General features: G+C 70.3%; 14 protein-coding genes and 1 pseudogene. 12 read left to right on the top strand and 3 right to left on the bottom strand.

Going from position 1 to position 18,403, the window contains the following annotated elements; translation table 11 throughout:
- The first annotated feature begins 15 nt into the window (after positions 1-15).
- Positions 16-1,608, top strand: coding sequence for an MFS transporter (locus AO501_RS29540; RefSeq protein ID WP_055581130.1), 1,593 nt, complete (start codon positions 16-18; stop codon positions 1,606-1,608).
- A gap of 135 nt (positions 1,609-1,743) precedes the next feature.
- The gene (locus AO501_RS29535; protein WP_055581129.1) at positions 1,744-3,489 is read left to right on the top strand and encodes a proline--tRNA ligase; all 1,746 of its coding nucleotides are present in this window, start codon (positions 1,744-1,746) and stop codon (positions 3,487-3,489) included.
- A gap of 126 nt (positions 3,490-3,615) precedes the next feature.
- On the opposite strand, the gene AO501_RS29530 is transcribed toward AO501_RS29535, so the two are convergent.
- Both AO501_RS29530 and AO501_RS29525 read right to left on the bottom strand, forming a co-directional pair.
- Positions 3,616-4,062, bottom strand: a complete 447-nt coding sequence (locus tag AO501_RS29530) for a ferritin-like domain-containing protein (protein WP_055581128.1) — start codon at positions 4,060-4,062, stop codon at positions 3,616-3,618.
- Positions 4,059-4,598 (bottom strand): hypothetical protein, encoded by a 540-nt coding sequence (locus tag AO501_RS29525; RefSeq protein WP_055581143.1) that lies wholly within the window; start codon positions 4,596-4,598, stop codon positions 4,059-4,061. Before AO501_RS29525 ends, AO501_RS29530 begins: the two co-directional genes overlap by 4 nt.
- 207 nt (positions 4,599-4,805) lie before the next feature.
- On the opposite strand from AO501_RS29525, the gene rimP reads away from it, so the two are divergent.
- From rimP to AO501_RS29475, 10 genes are all read left to right on the top strand, one after another.
- Entirely contained in the window at positions 4,806-5,336 is a 531-nt protein-coding gene (rimP, locus tag AO501_RS29520) for a ribosome maturation factor RimP (RefSeq protein WP_055581127.1), read from the top strand.
- The gene (gene nusA / locus AO501_RS29515; RefSeq protein WP_055581126.1) at positions 5,333-6,376 is read left to right on the top strand and encodes a transcription termination factor NusA; all 1,044 of its coding nucleotides are present in this window, start codon (positions 5,333-5,335) and stop codon (positions 6,374-6,376) included. Before rimP ends, nusA begins: the two co-directional genes overlap by 4 nt.
- A 108-nt stretch (positions 6,377-6,484) precedes the next feature.
- Positions 6,485-6,865: a YlxR family protein gene (locus tag AO501_RS29510; RefSeq protein ID WP_197419972.1), complete on the top strand. Its 381-nt coding sequence runs from the start codon at positions 6,485-6,487 to the stop codon at positions 6,863-6,865.
- 65 nt (positions 6,866-6,930) lie between these two features.
- Complete coding sequence (gene infB / locus AO501_RS29505; protein WP_055581125.1) at positions 6,931-9,789, top strand: translation initiation factor IF-2; 2,859 nt, start codon at positions 6,931-6,933, stop codon at positions 9,787-9,789.
- Positions 9,790-9,804: 15 nt separating this feature from the next.
- On the top strand, positions 9,805-10,344 hold the full coding sequence (gene rbfA / locus AO501_RS29500; protein WP_055581124.1) for a 30S ribosome-binding factor RbfA: 540 nt from the start codon (positions 9,805-9,807) through the stop codon (positions 10,342-10,344).
- Complete coding sequence (locus AO501_RS29495; RefSeq protein ID WP_055581123.1) at positions 10,307-11,329, top strand: DHH family phosphoesterase; 1,023 nt, start codon at positions 10,307-10,309, stop codon at positions 11,327-11,329. The genes rbfA and AO501_RS29495 overlap by 38 nt, the downstream gene beginning before the upstream one ends.
- A 5-nt stretch (positions 11,330-11,334) precedes the next feature.
- Complete coding sequence (locus AO501_RS29490; RefSeq protein ID WP_055581122.1) at positions 11,335-12,669, top strand: MATE family efflux transporter; 1,335 nt, start codon at positions 11,335-11,337, stop codon at positions 12,667-12,669.
- 94 nt (positions 12,670-12,763) lie between these two features.
- Positions 12,764-13,657 carry a carbohydrate ABC transporter permease gene (locus AO501_RS29485; RefSeq protein ID WP_055581121.1) on the top strand — a complete coding sequence of 298 codons (894 nt, stop codon included), beginning with the start codon at positions 12,764-12,766 and terminating at the stop codon, positions 13,655-13,657.
- Positions 13,654-14,487 (top strand): carbohydrate ABC transporter permease, encoded by an 834-nt coding sequence (locus tag AO501_RS29480; protein ID WP_055581120.1) that lies wholly within the window; start codon positions 13,654-13,656, stop codon positions 14,485-14,487. The genes AO501_RS29485 and AO501_RS29480 overlap by 4 nt, the downstream gene beginning before the upstream one ends.
- Positions 14,484-15,785, top strand: coding sequence for an ABC transporter substrate-binding protein (locus AO501_RS29475; RefSeq protein WP_055581119.1), 1,302 nt, complete (start codon positions 14,484-14,486; stop codon positions 15,783-15,785). Before AO501_RS29480 ends, AO501_RS29475 begins: the two co-directional genes overlap by 4 nt.
- A gap of 10 nt (positions 15,786-15,795) precedes the next feature.
- On the opposite strand, the pseudogene AO501_RS38495 reads toward AO501_RS29475, so the two are convergent.
- Positions 15,796-18,403: pseudogene (locus tag AO501_RS38495) on the bottom strand (PE family protein); the annotation flags it as partial.

Raw genomic sequence — 18,403 nt, 5'->3', positions numbered from 1 at the left:
GTAAGGTAACCCGCTATGACGGCTCTCAACGACTCAGAGCGGGCAGTCCACACTTGGACTGAGGGACGCTCAGAACGTTCGGCCCAGGAGCGTCCCACGCGAACAGTGGAGACCCCTTTGCAGCGCTTGAGCAGGTATTACCCGACGTGGCTACCCTCGCGGCGGTTCATCGCCGCGGTTATCGCCATCGGCGGCATGCAGCTGCTGGCCACCATGGACAGCACGGTCGCCATCGTCGCGCTTCCTAAGATTCAGAACGAGCTCAGCCTGTCCGACGCCGGTCGTAGCTGGGTGATCACCGCTTATGTGCTGACCTTCGGCGGGCTGATGCTGCTCGGCGGCCGGCTCGGCGACACCATCGGGCGTAAGCGCACCTTCATCGTCGGTGTCGCGCTGTTCACCATTTCCTCGGTGCTGTGCGCGGTGGCCTGGGACGAGGTGACGCTGGTCATCGCCCGGCTGTCGCAGGGCGTGGGCTCGGCTATCGCCTCGCCGACCGGTTTGGCGCTGGTGGCGACCACCTTCCCGAAGGGGCCCGCGCGTAACGCCGCGACGGCGGTCTTCGCGGCCATGACGGCGATCGGGTCCGTGATGGGCCTGGTGGTCGGCGGCGCGCTGACCGAGTTCTCGTGGCGGCTGGCGTTCATGGTCAACGTGCCGATCGGGCTGGTGATGATCTACCTGGCCCGCACCGCGCTGCGGGAAACCAACCGTGAGCGGATGAAGCTTGACGCGGCCGGGGCCATGCTTGCCACGCTGGCGTGCACCGCCGCCGTGTTCGCGTTCTCGGTGGGCCCGGAGAAGGGCTGGGTTTCGGTCACCACGATCGGTTCCGGTGTGGTGGCGGTGCTGGCGGCCATCGGGTTCGCCATCGTCGAGCGCACCGCGGAGAACCCGGTCATCCCGTTCCAGCTGTTCCGCGACCGCAACCGGCTGGTCACCTTCATGGCGATCTTCCTGGCCGGCGGCGTCATGTTCACCCTGACGGTGTCCATCGGCCTGTACGTGCAGGACATCCTGGGCTACAGCGCGTTGCGCGCCGGCGTGGGCTTCATTCCGTTCGTCATCGCGATGGGCATCGGTCTGGGCATCTCGTCGCAGCTGGTCTCGCGGTTCTCGCCGCGGGTGCTGACCATCGGCGGTGGCTGGCTGCTGCTGGGCGCCATGATCTACGGGTCGTTGTTCATGCACCGCGGTGCGTCCTACTTCCCGAACCTGGTGCTGCCGATCGTCGTCGGCGGGATCGGCATCGGCATGGTGGTCGTCCCGCTCACGCTGGCGGCGATCGCCGGCGTCGGATTCGACCAGATCGGCCCCGTGTCCGCGATGACGCTGATGCTGCAGAGTCTGGGCGGGCCGCTGGTGCTGGCCGTCATCCAGGCCGTCATCACCTCCCGCACGCTGTACCTGGGCGGCACGACGGGCCCCGTCAAGTTCATGAACGACATGCAGTTGCAGGCGCTGGACCACGGCTACGCCTACGGGCTGCTGTGGATTGCCGGAGCGGCGGTGATCGTCGGTATCGCGGCGCTGTTCATCGGCTACACGCCCGAGCAGGTCGCGCACGCCCAGGAAGTCAAGGAAGCGATCGACGCCGGAGAGCTGTAGGTCGGCGCCCGTCGCGCCGAGCCTGTAAGTCTGGCGGCCCCTCCTCGCGCTTTCTCTGCGATTTTGCAGGCTCGGTGCCGGCTCCTGCTCGACGTGAGATCTGACACGCTCGGCCCCCAAGTAGGCTTGCCGCCTGTGATCACCAGGATGTCCGAGCTGTTCCTGCGCACCCTGCGCGACGACCCCGCCGACGCAGAGGTGCCCAGCCACAAACTGCTGATCCGCGCCGGATACGTCCGGCCCATCGCGCCCGGCCTCTACAGCTGGCTGCCGCTCGGCCTGAAGGTGCTGCGCAACATCGAGCGCGTCGTCCGCGAGGAGATGAACGCGATCGGCGGCCAGGAGATCCTGTTCCCGGCCCTGCTGCCGCGCGCGCCCTACGAGACCACCAACCGGTGGACCGAATACGGAGACAGCGTCTTCCGGGTCCAGGACCGGCGAGGCAACGACTACATGCTGGGCCCCACCCACGAAGAGCTGTTCACCCTGACCGTCAAGGGCGAGTACAGCTCCTACAAGGACTTCCCGCTGACCCTCTACCAAATCCAGAACAAATACCGCGACGAGGCGCGCCCGCGCGCCGGCATCCTGCGCGGACGCGAGTTCGTCATGAAGGACTCGTACTCCTTCGACCTCGACGCCGCCGGCCTGAAGGCCTCCTACCATGCGCACCGCGAGGCTTACCAGCGGATCTTCGACCGGCTCGAGGTGCGCTACGTCATCGTCTCGGCCGTGTCGGGTGCGATGGGCGGCAGCGCGTCCGAAGAATTCCTGGCCGAGAGCCCGATCGGCGAGGACACCTTCGTCCGGTGTGTGGAATCGGGCTACGCCGCCAACGTCGAAGCCGTCATCACCGCCCGCCCGGACGCACAACCCACCGACGACAAGCCGCCGGCCGAGGTCCACGACACCGGTGACACCCCCACCATCGCCACCCTGGTCGCCTGGGCCAATGAGGCGCTGGACCGCACCGTCACCGCCGCCGACACCCTCAAGAACGTCCTGCTGAAGGTCCGCCAGCCCGGCGGCGACTGGGAACTGCTGGCCATCGGGGTGCCAGGTGACCGCGAGGTCGACGACAAGCGCCTCGGCGCGGCGCTGGAACCGGCCGAGTACGCGCTGATCGACGACGCGGACTTCGCGAAGTACCCGTTCCTGGTCAAGGGGTACATCGGCCCGAAAGCGCTGCGGGAGAACGACGTCCGCTACCTCGTCGACCCGCGGGTGGTGGACGGCACCAGTTGGATCACCGGCGCCGACGAGCCCGGGCGCCACGTGGTCGGCCTGGTCGCCGGTCGCGACTTCACCGCCGACGGCACCATCGAGGCGGCCGAGGTGCGGGAGGGCGACCCGTCACCCGACGGGGCCGGCCCGCTGGTGATGGCCCGCGGCATCGAGATCGGCCACATCTTCCAGCTCGGACGCAAGTACACCGACGCGTTCAGTGCCGACGTGCTCGGCGAGGACGGCAAGCCGGTGCGGCTGACCATGGGGTCTTACGGCGTCGGCGTGTCGCGCCTGGTGGCCGTGGTCGCCGAACAGCACCACGATCAGCTGGGCTTGCGCTGGCCGGCTTCGATCAGCCCGTTCGGGGTGCATCTGGTGATGGCCAACAAGGACCCCGAGGCCCGGCTGGGCGCCGCCAAGCTGGCCGCCGACCTGGACAAGGTGGGGGTGGACGTGCTGCTGGATGACCGCCAGGCCTCACCCGGGGTGAAGTTCAAGGACGCCGAGCTGCTCGGCGTGCCCTGGGTCGTCGTGGTAGGCCGGGGCTGGGCCGACGGCCGGGTGGAGCTGCGCAACCGGTTCAGCGGGGAGACCAGCGAACTGGCCGTCGGCGATTCGCTGACCAGCGACCTGGTCGCCGCCATCAGCGGTTAGCGGCGATCGCAAGCGCGGCGTAGCCGCGCGCGGCGGGTCGCCGCCATCAGCGGTTAGCGGCGATCGCAAGCGCGGCGTAGCCGGGCGCGGCGGGTCGCCGCCTCCAGCGGCTGAGAATGGCCCGACCTATTCGTTCCCGCCCGGGAACGCCGTGGTGATCGGCCAGCCGCCCAGCACCTTGTTCCACCGCGCGGCCAGCACCGCGCTCTGCGTCAGCGCCGTCGAGGCGAACGCCCGATCCTCGGCCGTCTCGGCATGCTCGACGACCGCCCGCCACGCCGTCGCGCCGTCGTTCTCCATGCGCGCCGCCAGCCGCGCCGCATCCGCCGGGCTGCCCACCGGCGACGGCAGCTGATACCCGGCGGCGGCCGGCGCCGGCGTGACCTTGCGGGCACTGAGCATCGCGATGACGTCGTCGCGGCGCTGACGGTGCTGATTGAGCGCCTCCACCACCAGGTCGTTGACGCTGGGCGGCGACAGCGCCGACACGATGCCGTAGCCGTAGATGGTGCCGTGCTCGACGGCCAGCGCGTCGCTGAGCGCCGCGACGTCGGCGTCCTTGCCACCGCTCATATCGACGGGCCCCCCGGCACCAGCGCAACTTCGCACGACGCGGTGCACGACGCCGCGATCGAGGCGAGCAGTCCGGCCCGGTAGCCCGACGACGTCGACACCAGGCGATTGGCCTCCTCGGCCGACTTGCGCAGCGAATCGATCACGTCGGAAACCGGCGGTGGTGGCGGCGGCGGAGCCTCCGGCTCGGTCGGGCTGGGGGTCGCGCTGGAGCTGCTCGTTTCACTGGTCGAGGAGACGAGCTTGCCGGCGGCCCGCGCGATCTCGGTGGACAGCGCCCGGGCGTGCGCGGCGCGCTGGGTGGCGACGACGGTCAGCGCGGCCGCGATCTGTGGGGGGCTGCCGATCGCTCCGGCTGCCGCGGCGGCCAGCGCACTGTCGCGCCGGGCCTGGTCCAACGGGCCCACCAACTCCTCGACGGCGGGGGGCTTGGGCGCCGACTCGCCGCAGGCGGTTGCCGCCACCCCGAGTGCGGCGAGAGCGGCACCACCGGCGAGCACACGCCGCCTGCTGATGACGGGTACTGCTCTGGGCACGTCCCACATCCTGCCATCACCGGGCACCGCGACAGCGCCAGCCACGATGGCGTCGGGCCCCCTGCGGAGAACCCGCTCGGCAACCGGGGAGTTGTTGAACGGGCGTCAATAGCGGATTCTGGCGTATCGTGGGTGGCTGGCTCTCTGAGTTCGCTGTGAAAGCCACGCTCAAGCGCATGACCGACAATTCAAGATGAGGAGCTCGCCGTGACCACCGGGCTACCTTCGCAGACGCAGGTGATCGAGCTGTTGACCGGAGAGTTCGCGCGCGCCGGTTACGAGATCGAAGACGTGGTCATCAACAGCCGCACGCGCCCACCGCGCATCACCGTGATCGCCGACGGCGACACCGCGCTGGACCTCGACACCATCGCCGCGCTCTCGCGAACCGCCTCCGATTTGCTGGACAGTGTGGACGACGGCGACGCCGACGGATACATCCTCGAGGTCAGCTCTCCCGGCGTCGACCGCCCGTTGACCACCGAGAAGCACTTCCGCCGGGCGCGCGGCCGCAAGGTGGACCTCGCGCTGGCAGATGGGTCGCAGCTGTCCGGCCGAGTCGCCGAAGCCGGCAACGGCACGCTGTCGCTGGTGGTCCGCGCCGGCCGCGAGCTGGCGATCCGGGAGATACCGCTGACCGACGTCGTCAAAGCGGTTGTGCAGGTTGAGTTTTCGCCACCAGCCCGGGCGGAGCTGGAGCTGCTGGGTCAGGCACAGAGGACGGAGGCCGGAGCATGAACATCGACATGGCCGCACTCCACGCGATCGAGGTGGACCGGGGCATCTCGGTCAGCGAGCTGCTCGAGACGATCAAGTCAGCGCTGCTCACCGCTTACCGGCACACCGAGGGCCACCAGTCCGACGCCCGCATCGAGATCGACCGCAAGACCGGCGTGGTGCGGGTGATCGCCCGCGAGACCGACGAAGACGGCAACCTGATCAGCGAGTGGGACGACACCCCGGAGGGCTTCGGTCGCATCGCAGCCACCACCGCACGGCAGGTCATGCTGCAGCGTTTCCGCGACGCGGAGAACGAGCGCACCTTCGGCGAGTTCTCCACCCGCGAAGGCGAGATCGTCGCCGGGGTCATCCAGCGCGACAGCCGGGCCAACGCCCGCGGCCTGGTCGTTGTCCGCATAGGCACCGAGGCCAAGGCCTCCGAAGGCGTGATCCCGGCCGCCGAACAGGTGCCGGGCGAGAGCTACGAGCACGGCAACCGGCTGCGCTGCTACGTCGTCGGGGTCAGTCGCGGCTCGCGTGAACCGCTGATCACCCTCTCGCGCACCCACCCGAACCTGGTGCGCAAGCTGTTCTCGCTCGAGGTTCCCGAGATCGCCGACGGTTCTGTGGAGATCGTGGCGGTGGCCCGAGAGGCCGGCCACCGGTCCAAGATCGCCGTGGCATCCCGGGTGCCCGGTCTGAACGCCAAGGGCGCCTGCATCGGTCCGATGGGGCAGCGGGTCCGCAACGTGATGAGCGAACTGTCCGGCGAGAAGATCGACATCATCGACTACGACGAGGACCCGGCCCGCTTCGTGGCCAACGCGTTGTCGCCGGCCAAGGTGGTGTCGGTGTCGGTGATCGATCCGAACGCCCGCGCCGCCCGGGTCGTGGTTCCCGACTTCCAGTTGTCCCTGGCCATCGGCAAGGAAGGGCAGAACGCCCGGCTCGCCGCCCGCCTCACGGGGTGGCGCATCGACATCCGGGGTGACGCGCCGGGCGGCTCCGAGGGCCAGCCTGACCAGGGGGCCAGCCACGGAATGGCCCACGGGCACTGAAGCGTGCCGCGGCGGCTCCTGGTGATCCGCAGTAGTCGGCTGCTGAATTGCTGCGCGAGCGGCCGCAGGGTGGTTCTGACCACTGGTCGGGTGACGCTAGACTGAGCCGTGATCCAGCGCGAGCCTTCGGCCTCGGCGCGCCAACGCCCGGCAACCCCCAGCGGACCGGTGCGGACGTGTGTCGGATGCCGGAGGCGAGAGTTGGCCGTCGAACTGCTTCGAGTGGTGGCTCGGTCTACCGGGAACGGCAACTACGCCGTAATCGTTGACACAGCCGGAAGCCTGCCGGGGCGAGGTGCGTGGTTGCATCCCGATCCGCAGTGCGCACAACAAGCGATCCGGCGGCGGGCTTTCACCCGCGCGCTGCGCATCACCGGTTCGCCGGACACATCCGCGGTGATCGAGCACGTCGAGTTCTCGGCGGCCCGCATCACCAACGGCAACAGAACAGGTAGCAACGAACATGAGCACACCGTGAAGTCCCGATGACCATGCGTCATAGCTAACCCCCGAGGCGCGGCCCACCGCTTGTCGCCTCATAGACAGGAGATGTAGTGGCAGGTAAGGCCCGCGTACACGAGTTGGCTAAGGAACTCGGTGTTACCAGCAAGCAAGTTCTCGCCCGACTGACCGAACAGGGCGAATTCGTCAAATCGGCATCATCCACGGTGGAAGCACCCGTGGCCAGGCGCCTCCGCGAGTCGTTCGGCGGCAGCAAGCCCGCCGCCGGCGGTGCGGCCAAGACCCAGGCAGGCCCTCCGGCTGGCGCGCAACCCGCGGCCAAGCCCGCCGAGAAGGTCGCCCCCTCGGCAACCGATGCGGCACTCGACCGCGCGCTGGACAAGGCCGTCGGCAACGGCGCGCCCAGCAGCGCGCCCGCCAAACCGGCCGCTCCCGGCCGCCCGGCCCCCGCGGCCCCACCGGCGCCTCCGGCTGCCCCGTCGGCGCCGGCCGCCCCGGCCGCGCCTGCTGCCCGGGCAAAGCCGGCCGCGCCTGCCCCGCCGACCCCGAGCCCGGCGGCTGCCGCACCGGGCCAAGCGCCGGCCCCGCAGGTCCCGCCGCAACCGGGCGCGACGCCCGGGCCGCGTCCGGGCCCGATGCCCAAGCCCGGCGTCCGCACGCCTCGCGTCGGCAACAACCCGTTCTCCTCGGCACAGCCGGTGGACCGGCCGATTCCGCGTCCGCACCCGCAGGCTCCGCGCCCCGGCGCACCCCGCCCGGGCGCGCCGCGACCGGGTGGAGCCTCGCCCGGCAGCATGCCGCCGCGTCCCGGTGGCGCCTCCGGCGGGCCTCGTCCGCCGCGTACCGGCGCGCCACGGCCCGGTGGCGCCCGCCCCGGTGGCGGCGGTCCCGGCGGCGGTGGCGGCGGCGGTAACTACCGCGGCGGCGGCGGCGTCGGCGCGGCACCCGGCGGTGGCGGCGGCTTCCGTGGTCGACCCGGCGGCGGTGGCCCCGGCGGCGGTGGCGGCGGTGGCCGTCCCGGCCAGCGCGGGGGCGCGGCCGGTGCGTTCGGCCGTCCCGGCGGCGCGCCCCGGCGTGGCCGCAAGTCCAAGCGGGCCAAACGCGCCGAATACGAGAACATGCAGGCCCCGGTCGTCGGCGGTGTGCGGTTGCCGCACGGCAACGGCGAAACCATCCGGCTGGCCCGCGGCGCATCGCTGAGCGACTTCGCCGACAAGATCAACGCCAACCCGGCCGCGCTGGTGCAGGCGCTGTTCAACCTCGGCGAGATGGTCACGGCCACCCAGTCGGTCGGCGACGAGACGCTCGAGCTGCTGGGCAGTGAGATGAACTACAACGTTCAGGTCGTCAGTCCCGAGGACGAGGACCGCGAGCTGCTGGAGTCCTTCGACCTCACCTACGGCGAAGACGAAGGCGGCGAAGAGGATCTGCAGACCCGTCCGCCGGTGGTCACCGTCATGGGTCACGTCGACCACGGCAAGACCCGCCTGCTGGACACCATCCGTAACGCCAGCGTCCGCGAGGGCGAGGCGGGTGGCATCACCCAGCACATCGGCGCCTACCAGGTCGGGGTCAACTTCGAGGGCAGCGAGCGGCTGATCACCTTCATCGACACCCCCGGTCACGAGGCGTTCACCGCCATGCGTGCCCGCGGTGCCAAGGCCACCGACATCGCCATCCTGGTGGTGGCGGCCGACGACGGCGTCATGCCGCAGACGGTGGAGGCCATCAACCACGCGCAGGCCGCCGATGTGCCGATCGTGGTGGCGGTCAACAAGATCGACAAGGAGGGCGCCGACCCGGCGAAGATCCGCGGCCAGCTCACCGAATACGGGCTGGTGGCCGAGGATTTCGGTGGCGACACGATGTTCGTCGACATCTCGGCCAAGCAGGGCACCAACATCGAGGCTCTGGAAGAAGCGGTGCTGCTGACCGCCGACGCCGCCCTGGACCTGCGGGCCAACCCCGACATGGAGGCCCAGGGGGTGGCCATCGAGGCGCACCTGGACCGCGGTCGCGGCCCGGTGGCCACCGTGCTGATTCAGCGCGGCACGTTGCGGGTGGGCGACTCGATCGTCGCCGGCGACGCCTACGGCCGCGTCCGCCGCATGGTCGACGAGCACGGCGAGGACGTCCACGAGGCGTTGCCGTCGCGTCCGGTGCAGGTCATCGGCTTCACGTCGGTGCCCGGCGCCGGTGACAACCTGCTGGTCGTCGACGAGGACCGGATCGCCCGCCAGATCGCCGACCGGCGCAGCGCCCGCAAGCGCAACGCGCTGGCGGCCCGCAGCCGCAAGCGGATCAGCCTGGAGGACCTGGACTCGGCGCTGAAGGAAACCAGCCAGCTGAACCTGATCCTCAAGGGCGACAACGCCGGTACCGTCGAGGCGCTGGAAGAGGCCCTGATGGGCATCGAGGTGGACGACGAGGTGGCGCTGCGCGTCATCGACCGCGGTGTCGGTGGCATCACCGAAACCAACGTCAACCTGGCGTCGGCATCGGATGCGATCATCATCGGCTTCAACGTGCGGGCCGAGGGCAAGGCGACGGAGCTGGCCAACCGCGAAGGCGTCGAGATCCGCTACTACTCGGTGATCTACCAGGCCATCGACGAGATCGAGAAGGCCCTGCGCGGCATGCTCAAGCCGATCTACGAGGAGAACCAGCTGGGCCGGGCGGAGATCCGCGCGATCTTCCGCTCGTCGAAGGTGGGCGTCATCGCCGGTTGCATGATCACGTCCGGGGTGGTGCGCCGCAACGCCAAGGCCCGGCTGTTGCGGGACAACATCGTGGTGACCGAGAACCTCTCGATCAACTCGCTGCGGCGGGAGAAGGACGACGTCACCGAGGTCCGCGAGGGCTTCGAATGCGGTCTGACGCTGGGATATTCGGACATCAAGGAAGGCGACATCATCGAGTCCTTCGAGCTCGTGCAGAAGGAACGGTCATGACCGGGCCGGGGCAGCATGGCTGACCCCGCCCGGGCACGCCGGCTGGCCAAGCGGATCAGCACGATCGTCGCTTCGGCGATCGAATACGAGATCAAGGATCCGGGGCTGGCCGGTGTGACCATCGTCGACACCAAGGTCACCAACGACCTGCACGACGCGACGGTCTACTACACCGTGATGGGCCGCACGCTGGACGAAGAGCCCGACTATCCCGGCGCCGCGGCGGCGCTGGACCGGGCCAGGGGCGTGCTGCGTACCAAAGTCGGGGCGGGCACCGGTGTGCGCTTCACCCCGACCCTGACGTTCACCCGCGACACGACGTCGGACACGGTGAACCGGATGGAAGAGTTGCTGGCCCGTGCCCGCGCGGCGGATGCTGATCTGGCGCGCGTACGGGTGGGTGCGAAACCGGCAGGGGAGGCCGACCCGTACCGTGAGAGTGGGTCGGCGGCCGAACCGTCGACCGCCGGGGGACTTGGCAATGCTGGTTTACCGAGCATCGAAGCTGAGGAAACCGATGACGATTATCAATCGCAAGATCGATCCGAAGATTGAGCTGACCGGCATGCCGCGCCTGAACGGCGCGCGCGTCGACGCAGCCGGCGCCGTGGAGCTGCTGTCGGCCGCGGAGTCGGTGGTCGTGGTCTGCCACGTGCACCCCGACGCCGACACGATCGGTGCCGGGCTGGCGCTGGGCGCGGTGCTCGACCGGTGCGGCAAGGACGTCGAGGTGAGTTTCGCCGCGCCCGCGGAACTGCCGGAGTCGCTGCGCTCGCTTCCCGGCTGCGACCTGCTGGTGCCGCCCGACGACGTGCGTCGTGACGTCGACCTGATGGTCACCGTTGACGTGCCGAGCATGCACCGGCTCGGCTCGCTGCAAGATCTGGCGACTCCCGGGCGGCAACTGCTGGTCATCGATCATCACGCGTCCAACGGACTGTTCGGCACCGCGAACTACGTGGACACGTCCGCGGATTCGACCACGATGATGATCGCCGAGATCCTCGACGTGTGGGGCAAACCGATCGACCGGGCGGTGGCGCACTGCATCTACGCCGGGTTGACCACCGACACCGGCTCGTTCCGCTGGGCCAGTTCGCGGGCGCTGCGGCTGGCCGCCCGGCTGGTCGACCTCGGGGTGGACAACTCTGCCGTCAGCCGGTCGCTGATGGACAGCCATCCGTACGCCTGGTTGCCGATGCTGTCGCGGGTGCTGGGCACCGCAGAGTTGTTGCCTGAGGCCGCCCGCGGCCGGGGACTGGTCTACGCGGTGGTCGATCACCACGAGTGGCTGAACTCCCGCTCGGAGGAAGTCGAGAGCGTGGTCGACATCGTGCGCACCACTCAGCAGGCCGAGGTGGCAGCGGTGTTCAAGGAAGTCGAACCGCGGCGGTGGTCGGTGTCGATGCGCGCCAAGACGATCGACCTGGCCACGGTGGCGATGGGGTTCGGCGGCGGCGGGCACCGGCTGGCGGCCGGTTATTCGACCAGCGGCTCGATCGACGACGTGGTGGCGGCACTGCGCGCGGCGCTCGACTAGCGGCCTTGCACGACGGCGGGCCCGGGCCCGGCCGGCCGGCGGCCGGGGGCCGGCAGATCGCGGCGCTGGCACTGCCGGCCCTGGGTGTGCTGGCCGCCGAGCCGTTGTACCTGCTCTTCGATACCGCGGTGGTCGGGCGGCTCGGCGCGGTGGCGCTGGCCGGCCTGGCGATCGGCAGCCTGGTGCTCGGCTTGGTCAGTACCCAGCTGACGTTCCTGTCGTACGGCACGACGGCCCGCGCGGCGCGCTACTTCGGTGCAAGCGACCGCGCCGCGGCCGTCAACGAGGGTGTCCAGGCGACGTGGCTGGGATTGGGGCTCGGCGCGGCGATCGTCGTCGTGGTGCAGGCCGTGGCGGTGCCGGTCGTATCGGCGATCGGGTCGAGCGCCCAGATTGCGTCGGCGGCGCTGCCCTGGTTGCGGATCGCCATTCTCGGCGCCCCGGCGATCCTGGTCTCGCTGGCCGGCAACGGCTGGATGCGTGGCGTGCAGGACACCGTGCGGCCGTTGCGCTATGTGGTCGCGGGGTTTGTGGTCTCGGCGCTGCTGTGCCCGGTGCTGGTATACGGCTGGCTCGGCCTGCCGCGGCTGGGTCTGTCCGGCTCGGCCGTGGCCAATCTCGTCGGCCAGTGGCTGGCCGCGCTGTTGTTCGGTGGCGCGCTGCTGGCCGAGCGGGCACCGCTGCGACCCGACCGTGCCGCGCTGCGGGCCCAACTGGTGATGGGGCGGGACCTGATCCTGCGCAGCATGGCCTTTCAGGTCTGCTTCGTCTCGGCCGCCGCGGTGGCGGCACGGTTCGGAGCCGCCGCGCTGGCCGCCCACCAGATTGTGTTGCAGCTGTGGACTTTTCTCGCACTGGTGCTCGATTCGCTGGCCATCGCCGCGCAGTCGCTGGTAGGGGCGGCGCTGGGGGCCGGTGACGCCCGGCATGCCAAGTGGGTCGCGTGGCGGGTGACGTGGTTTTCGCTGCTGGCGGCGGGCCTGCTGGCCGTCGCGTTCGCGCTGGGCTCCTCGGTGTTGCCGGACCTGTTCACCGACGACCGCTCCGTACTGGCCGCGATCGGGGTGCCGTGGTGGTTCATGGTCGCCCAATTACCCATCGCGGGAATCGTTTTCGCGTTGGACGGGGTATTGCTGGGGGCCGGCGACGCCGCCTTCATGCGCACCGCCACCGTCGCCGCCGCGCTGCTGGGTTTCCTGCCGCTGATCTGGCTGTCGCTGGTGTACGGCTGGGGGTTGACGGGAATCTGGTCCGGGCTGACCGCATTCATGGTGTTGCGGTTGGCCTTCGGTGGCTGGCGGGCGCTGTCGGGCCGCTGGGTGGTCACCGGGACTGTCTGATATGCCGAGATGGCCGTGGTGGTTGCGATCAAGCACCTCATCGCAGCCCTGACGGCAATCTCGGCAACACACACCCGGGGCTACACTCACGCCGGTGAGCACCCGAACCCGGCGCCGCCCGTGGAGTGACTACGCACTGTTCCTCGTGCTGGTCGGTCCCAATGTGGCGTTGTTGGCGCTGTTCATCTACCGGCCGCTGGCCGACAACATCCGGCTGTCGTTCTTCGACTGGAACATCTCCGACCCGCAGGCCGAATTCGTCGGCCTGTCGAACTACGCGGAGTGGTTCACCCGGTCCGACACCGCACGCATCGTGCTCAACACCACGGTGTTCACCGTGGCCGCGGTGGCCGGTTCGATGGTGCTGGGTCTGGCGCTGGCGATGCTGCTCGACCAGCCGCTACGGGGCCGGAATGTGGTGCGCTCCACCATATTCGCCCCGTTCGTGATCTCCGGCGCGGCGGTGGGGCTGGCCGCCCAGTTCGTCTTCGACCCGCATTTCGGCCTGATCCAGGATCTGCTGCGCCGCGCCGGGTTCGGCGTGCCCGACTTCTACCAGGACGCGCACTGGGCCATGTTCATGATCACCGTCACCTACATCTGGAAGAACCTCGGCTACACGTTCGTCATCTACCAGGCCGCGTTGCAAGGGGTGCGCCGAGACCTGTTGGAAGCGGCCCAGATCGACGGTGCCGGCCGGTGGACCACGTTCCGCGCGGTGACACTGCCCCAACTGCGTCCCACCACGTTCTTCCTGTCGATCACGGTGCTGATCAGCTCGCTGCAGGTCTTCGACGTCATCAACGTCATGACCCGCGGCGGTCCGGAGGGCACCGGCACCACCACCATGGTGTACCAGGTGTATGTCGAGACCTTCCGCAACTTCCGCGCCGGCTACGGCGCCGCGGTCGCCACCATCATGTTCCTGGTGCTGCTGGCCGTCACTTATTACCAGGTGCGGGTGATGGACAGGGAGCAGCGCCAATGAGTGACGACCGTGCGCGCCCGGCGCGTCTGCTCGGCTACGCGGCGATGCTGATCGTGGTCGCGCTGATCGCCGGCCCGCTGACGTTCGTGTTCTTCACCTCCCTCAAAGAGCAGCCCGACGTGTACTCCCAGCCGACCACCTGGTGGCCGCCGCACTGGCATCCGCAGAATTACCGCACTGCCACGCAACAGATTCCGTTCTGGACGTATGTGCGCAACTCGGTGATCATCACCTCCGCGCTGGCGGCGGTGAAGTTCGTCCTGGGCGTGCTGAGCGCATTCGGCCTGGTGTTCGTCCGCTTTCCCGGCCGCAATGTGGTGTTCCTGGTGATCATCGCCGCGCTGATGGTGCCCAACCAGATCACCGTGATCTCCAACTACGCGCTGATCTCGCAACTGGGACTGCGCAATACCTTTCCCGGCATCATCCTGCCGCTGGCCGGTGTGGCGTTCGGAACCTTCTTGATGCGCAACCACTTTCTGTCCCTGCCGACCGAGGTGATCGAAGCGGCCCGGATGGACGGCGCCCGCTGGTGGCAACTGTTGCTGTGGGTCGTGCTGCCGATGTCGGGACCCACCATGGTGGCCTTCGGCATCATCACCGTCGTCAACGAGTGGAACGAATACCTGTGGCCGTTCCTGATGTCCGACGACGAGTCGGTGGCGCCGCTACCGGTGGGCCTGACCTTCCTGCAGCAGGCCGAGGGGGTCACCAACTGGGGACCGGTGATGGCGGTGACGCTGTTGGCGATGCTGCCGATCCTGCTCATCTTCGTCGTGTTGCAGCGGCAGATGATCAAGGGCCTCACCTCGGGGGCGGTGAAGGGGTGAACCGCAGGCAGTTCCTGGCTTTGGCCGCCGCAGGTGCGACCGCCGGCTGCGCCGGCATGGGCGGCGGCGGCCCGGTGAAGTCGGGGAACGGCCCGATCACGTTCTGGTCCAATCACCCTGGCCTGTCCACCGCCGTGGAACGCGAGTTGATCGGCCGCTTCCAGCAGGAGTTCCCGGACCTGCAGGTCAAGCTGATCGATGCCGGCAAGGACTACGACGAGGTGGCGCAGAAGTTCAACGCCGCGCTCATCGGCGCCGACGTGCCCGATGTCGTTGTGCTGGATGACATCTGGTGGTTCCATTTCGCGCTGAGCGGTGTCCTCACACCGCTGGACGACCTGTTCCGCCAAGTGGGAGTGGACACCGCGGACTATGTGGACTCATTGCTGGCCGACTACGAGTTCGGCGGTCACCACTACGCGCTGCCCTATGCGCGGTCGACGCCGTTGTTCTACTACAACAGGGCGGTGTGGGAGCGGGCCGGGCTCCCGGACCGCGGACCGGTCTCCTGGCCGGAGTTCGATGAGTGGGGTCCGCGGTTGCAGAGCGTCGTCCCCGCCGGGAACCTGGCGCACGGCTGGGCGAATTCGGAAGCCATTTCATGGACGTTCGAAGGGCCGAACTGGGCGTTCGGCGGTGCCTACTCCGACCAGTGGACGCTGAAGTTCACCGATCCGGCGACCATCGCGGCCGGGAACTTTCTGCGCGAGTCGATTCACGGCAAGCGGTATGCGGCGATCGCCAACAACGTCGCCAACGAGTTCGCCACCGGCATCCTGGCCTCCACGGTGGCGTCGACGGGCGCGCTCGTCGGCATCACCGCCGCCGCCCGGTTCGACTTCGGTGTGGCGCCGCTGCCGACCGGCCCGGGCGGGGCGCCCGCGTGCCCGACCGGCGGCGCCGGCCTGGCAATCCCGATGAAGTTGTCCGACGAACGAAAGCTCAACGCGCTCAAGTTCATTGCGTACATCACCAACCCGCGTAACACCGCCTATTTCAGTCAGCACACCGGCTATCTGGCGGTGCGCAAGTCGGCCGTCAACGATCCGAGTCAGCAGCAGTATCTGGCCGACAACCCGCGCGCGCGGGTGGCGTTCGATCAGCTGCCGCACACCCGCCCGCAGGACTACGCCCGCGTCTTCCTTCCGGGTGGTGATCGCGTCATCGCGGCCGGCCTGGAGTCCGTCGGTCTGAAGGGGGCCGACGTCGGCGCCACCTTCGGTGGCATGCAGAAACAACTGCAGGTCATCTACGACCGGCAGATCAAACGCAAGCTGTCGGGATTCCGTCGCGGCTGACGGGCGGCGGTCAGGTGCCGCCGCCCTTGCCGCCGGCGCCGCCGCCGCCGCCGGTGCCGCCCATCGTGCCGCCGGATCCCGTGCCCAGGCCGCCGTTGTTGCCGAAGTGACCGGCCAGGATCTCCCACCCGTATCTGGCCGCGCCGCCCGTACCACCCTTCCCTCCGTTTCCGCCGGCGCCGCCCGGCCGAGAGAGGTTGCCGCCGTTGCTGATTCCGTTGCCGCCACTGCCACCGGTTCCCCCGGTGCCGCCCGAGCCGCCCGGTCCGGAAGTGCCGTCGCCGCCGTAGCCGCCATCACCCGCAATGCCGCCGTTGCCGGCCAAATAGGAGGCGGTGGCATTGCCGCCGTTTCCGCCGTTGCCGCCGACTCCGCCGGTGCCGCCGCCGCCCAGGTTGCCCTTGCCACCGCGTCCACCGGTGCCGCCCGCGCCGCCGTTGGAGTTGTTGCCAACCCCGCCGTTGCCGCCGTTTCCGCCGGTGCCGCCGTTGCCTCCGGTGGCTCCTTCGCCGCCGACGCCCCCGGCGCCGCCGTTGCCGGCGGTGGGGCTTGCCACCCCCGCGGTGTCACCGTTGCCACCGTTGCCGCCCGCACCGCCGCTGCCACCCTTGCCCTGCATGCCGTTGCCGCCGGTGGCGCCAGTGGTGGAACCGGCTCCACCTGCGCCGCCGCTGCCACCCTTGCCCGCGGTGCCCCCGGCGCCGCCGGTGCCGCCATTGCCGCCCTGCGGGTTGACGCCGTTGGCCGATGCGCCGTTGCCGCCGGTACCACCGGTGCCGCCGTTGCCCCCGACGCCTCCCTGACCGCCGTTGCCGCCGGCGCCCTGGACACCGTTCTTGCCGCCGTTGAGGTTCACCGCTTTGCCGGCGGCTCCGCCGGTTCCGCCTTGGCCACCCTGACCGCCCTGGCCGCCGGTTCCGCCGGTGCCTCCGTCGCTGCCGTTGGGGGTGCCGGTGCTGCCTGATGTGCCGGTTCCACCGGTCCCGCCGGTGCCTCCGTTGCCGCCGGAACCGGCGGCGCCTCCGTTTCCGCCGTTGCCGTGGAACGCCCCGCTGTTGCCGCCTGCCCCGCCGGCCCCGCCGGCCGAACCGCTGCCGCCGTCGCCGCCGGTGCCTCCGGCGGTGGTGTTGTTCGTTCCGGTGGTCCCGTTGGCGCCGTTGCCGCCGCGTCCGCCGTTGCCGCCGTTGCCGTCCAGGCCGCCGTTGCCGCCCTTCCCTCCGGTGCCGCCGGCCAGGTTCGGGTTGTAGGAGTCCGCGCCGTTGCCGCCGTTGCCGCCGTTTCCGCCGCTGGTCGGTGTGAAGCCGTCGGCTCCCCGGACGCCGCCGGTGCTGCCGGTGCCGCCAGCACCACCGGTGCCGCCCGCGCCACGGTTGCCGCCGGCACCGCCGGCGCCGCCGTTGCCATTGCCGCCGTTGGCGAAGCTGCCGTCGCCACCGTTGCCACCGTTTCCGCCGACCCCGCCGTCACCGGCGTTGCCACCGTTGCCGCCGACGCCCTGCTTGCCGGCCTGACCGGCAGTGGCGGTGCCCCCGGCCCCACCGTTGCCGCCGGCGCCGCCGTTCCCGCCGCGGCCGCCGTTGGTGCCATCGCCGCCGGTGCCACCACCGGCCTTGCCGGCGATGCCGTCGAAGCCTTTGCCGCCGTCCCCGCCGTTACCGCCGTGCCCACCGGCCCCGCCGTCGCCACCGTTGCCGGCCAGGGCGCCGCCCTTACCGCCAATGCCGCCGTTACCACCCGCGCTGCCGCTGGTGGCGTCGGCGCCGGCGATCGCATCCGGACCGAACGTGCCGTTGCCGCCCTTGCCACCGGTGCCGCCATTGCCGTAAAGGCCACCGTTGCCGCCGGCGCCGCCGTCGCCGCCTTTGACACCGGGGGAGACCGAGACCGATCCCGCGCCGCCGTTGCCGCCGTTTCCGCCGCTGTGCGGGCTGTTGCCGGCCGCGCCAGTCGCCGCCTGGCCGAAGCGGCCACCGGCACCACCGGCCCCACCGGCGCCGCCGGTGCCGGGATTGCCGCCGTTCCCACCGTTTCCGCCGTTGATGTTCCAGGCGCCGTCGCCGCCGTTGCCGCCGTTGCCGGCGGCGCCGCCAATACCGCCGTCACCACCGGCGCCGCCGACGGCCTGACCGCCCGACGGGGTGAAGATCTTGTTCAGCCAGCCGCCCTCGTTACCGGCGCCGCCAATGCCTCCGACGCCGCCGTTTCCACCGTTACCGCCGGCCTGGCCCGTTTGACCCGCGGCGCCTTGGCCGCCGTTGCCGCCGGCGCCACCTGCGCCGCCCTGGCCGCCGGCTCCGCCCACCCCGCCGGCGCCGAGCAGCTGTGAGCCCCGTCCGCCGATCCCGCCGGCGCCACCGGCGCCACCCGCTGTGGCCGACTCGCCGCCAACACCGTTGCTGCCCGCGACGCCGGAGCCGCCGGCCCCGCCGGCCCCGCCATCGCCGTAGAGGAATCCGCCGGTGCCGCCGTTGCCGCCGGCACCGCCGGGTGCCGTGAGGGAAGTACCGATTCCACCGACACCACCGGCGCCGCCGTGACCGAGCAGTACCGCGTTACCGCCTGCTCCGCCGTTGCCGCCGTCGACTCCGGCGCCACCGACCCCGCCGTTGCCCCAGAGC

It is taken from the genome of Mycobacterium gordonae, assembly GCF_001417955.2.
GTDB classification, from domain to species: domain Bacteria; phylum Actinomycetota; class Actinomycetes; order Mycobacteriales; family Mycobacteriaceae; genus Mycobacterium; species Mycobacterium gordonae_B.
Note: the sequence above shows the minus strand (reverse complement) of the source record. Positions and strands in the feature narration are given on the sequence as shown.

Coding starts and splice junctions, on each gene's coding strand:
- AO501_RS29540 (WP_055581130.1), top strand. CDS start 16: ATGACGGCTCTCAACGACTCAGAGCGGGCAGTCCACACTTGGACTGAG.
- AO501_RS29530 (WP_055581128.1), bottom strand. CDS start 4,062: ATGAGCGGTGGCAAGGACGCCGACGTCGCGGCGCTCAGCGACGCGCTG.
- nusA (WP_055581126.1), top strand. CDS start 5,333: ATGAACATCGACATGGCCGCACTCCACGCGATCGAGGTGGACCGGGGC.
- rbfA (WP_055581124.1), top strand. CDS start 9,805: ATGGCTGACCCCGCCCGGGCACGCCGGCTGGCCAAGCGGATCAGCACG.
- AO501_RS29495 (WP_055581123.1), top strand. CDS start 10,307: ATGACGATTATCAATCGCAAGATCGATCCGAAGATTGAGCTGACCGGC.
- AO501_RS29480 (WP_055581120.1), top strand. CDS start 13,654: ATGAGTGACGACCGTGCGCGCCCGGCGCGTCTGCTCGGCTACGCGGCG.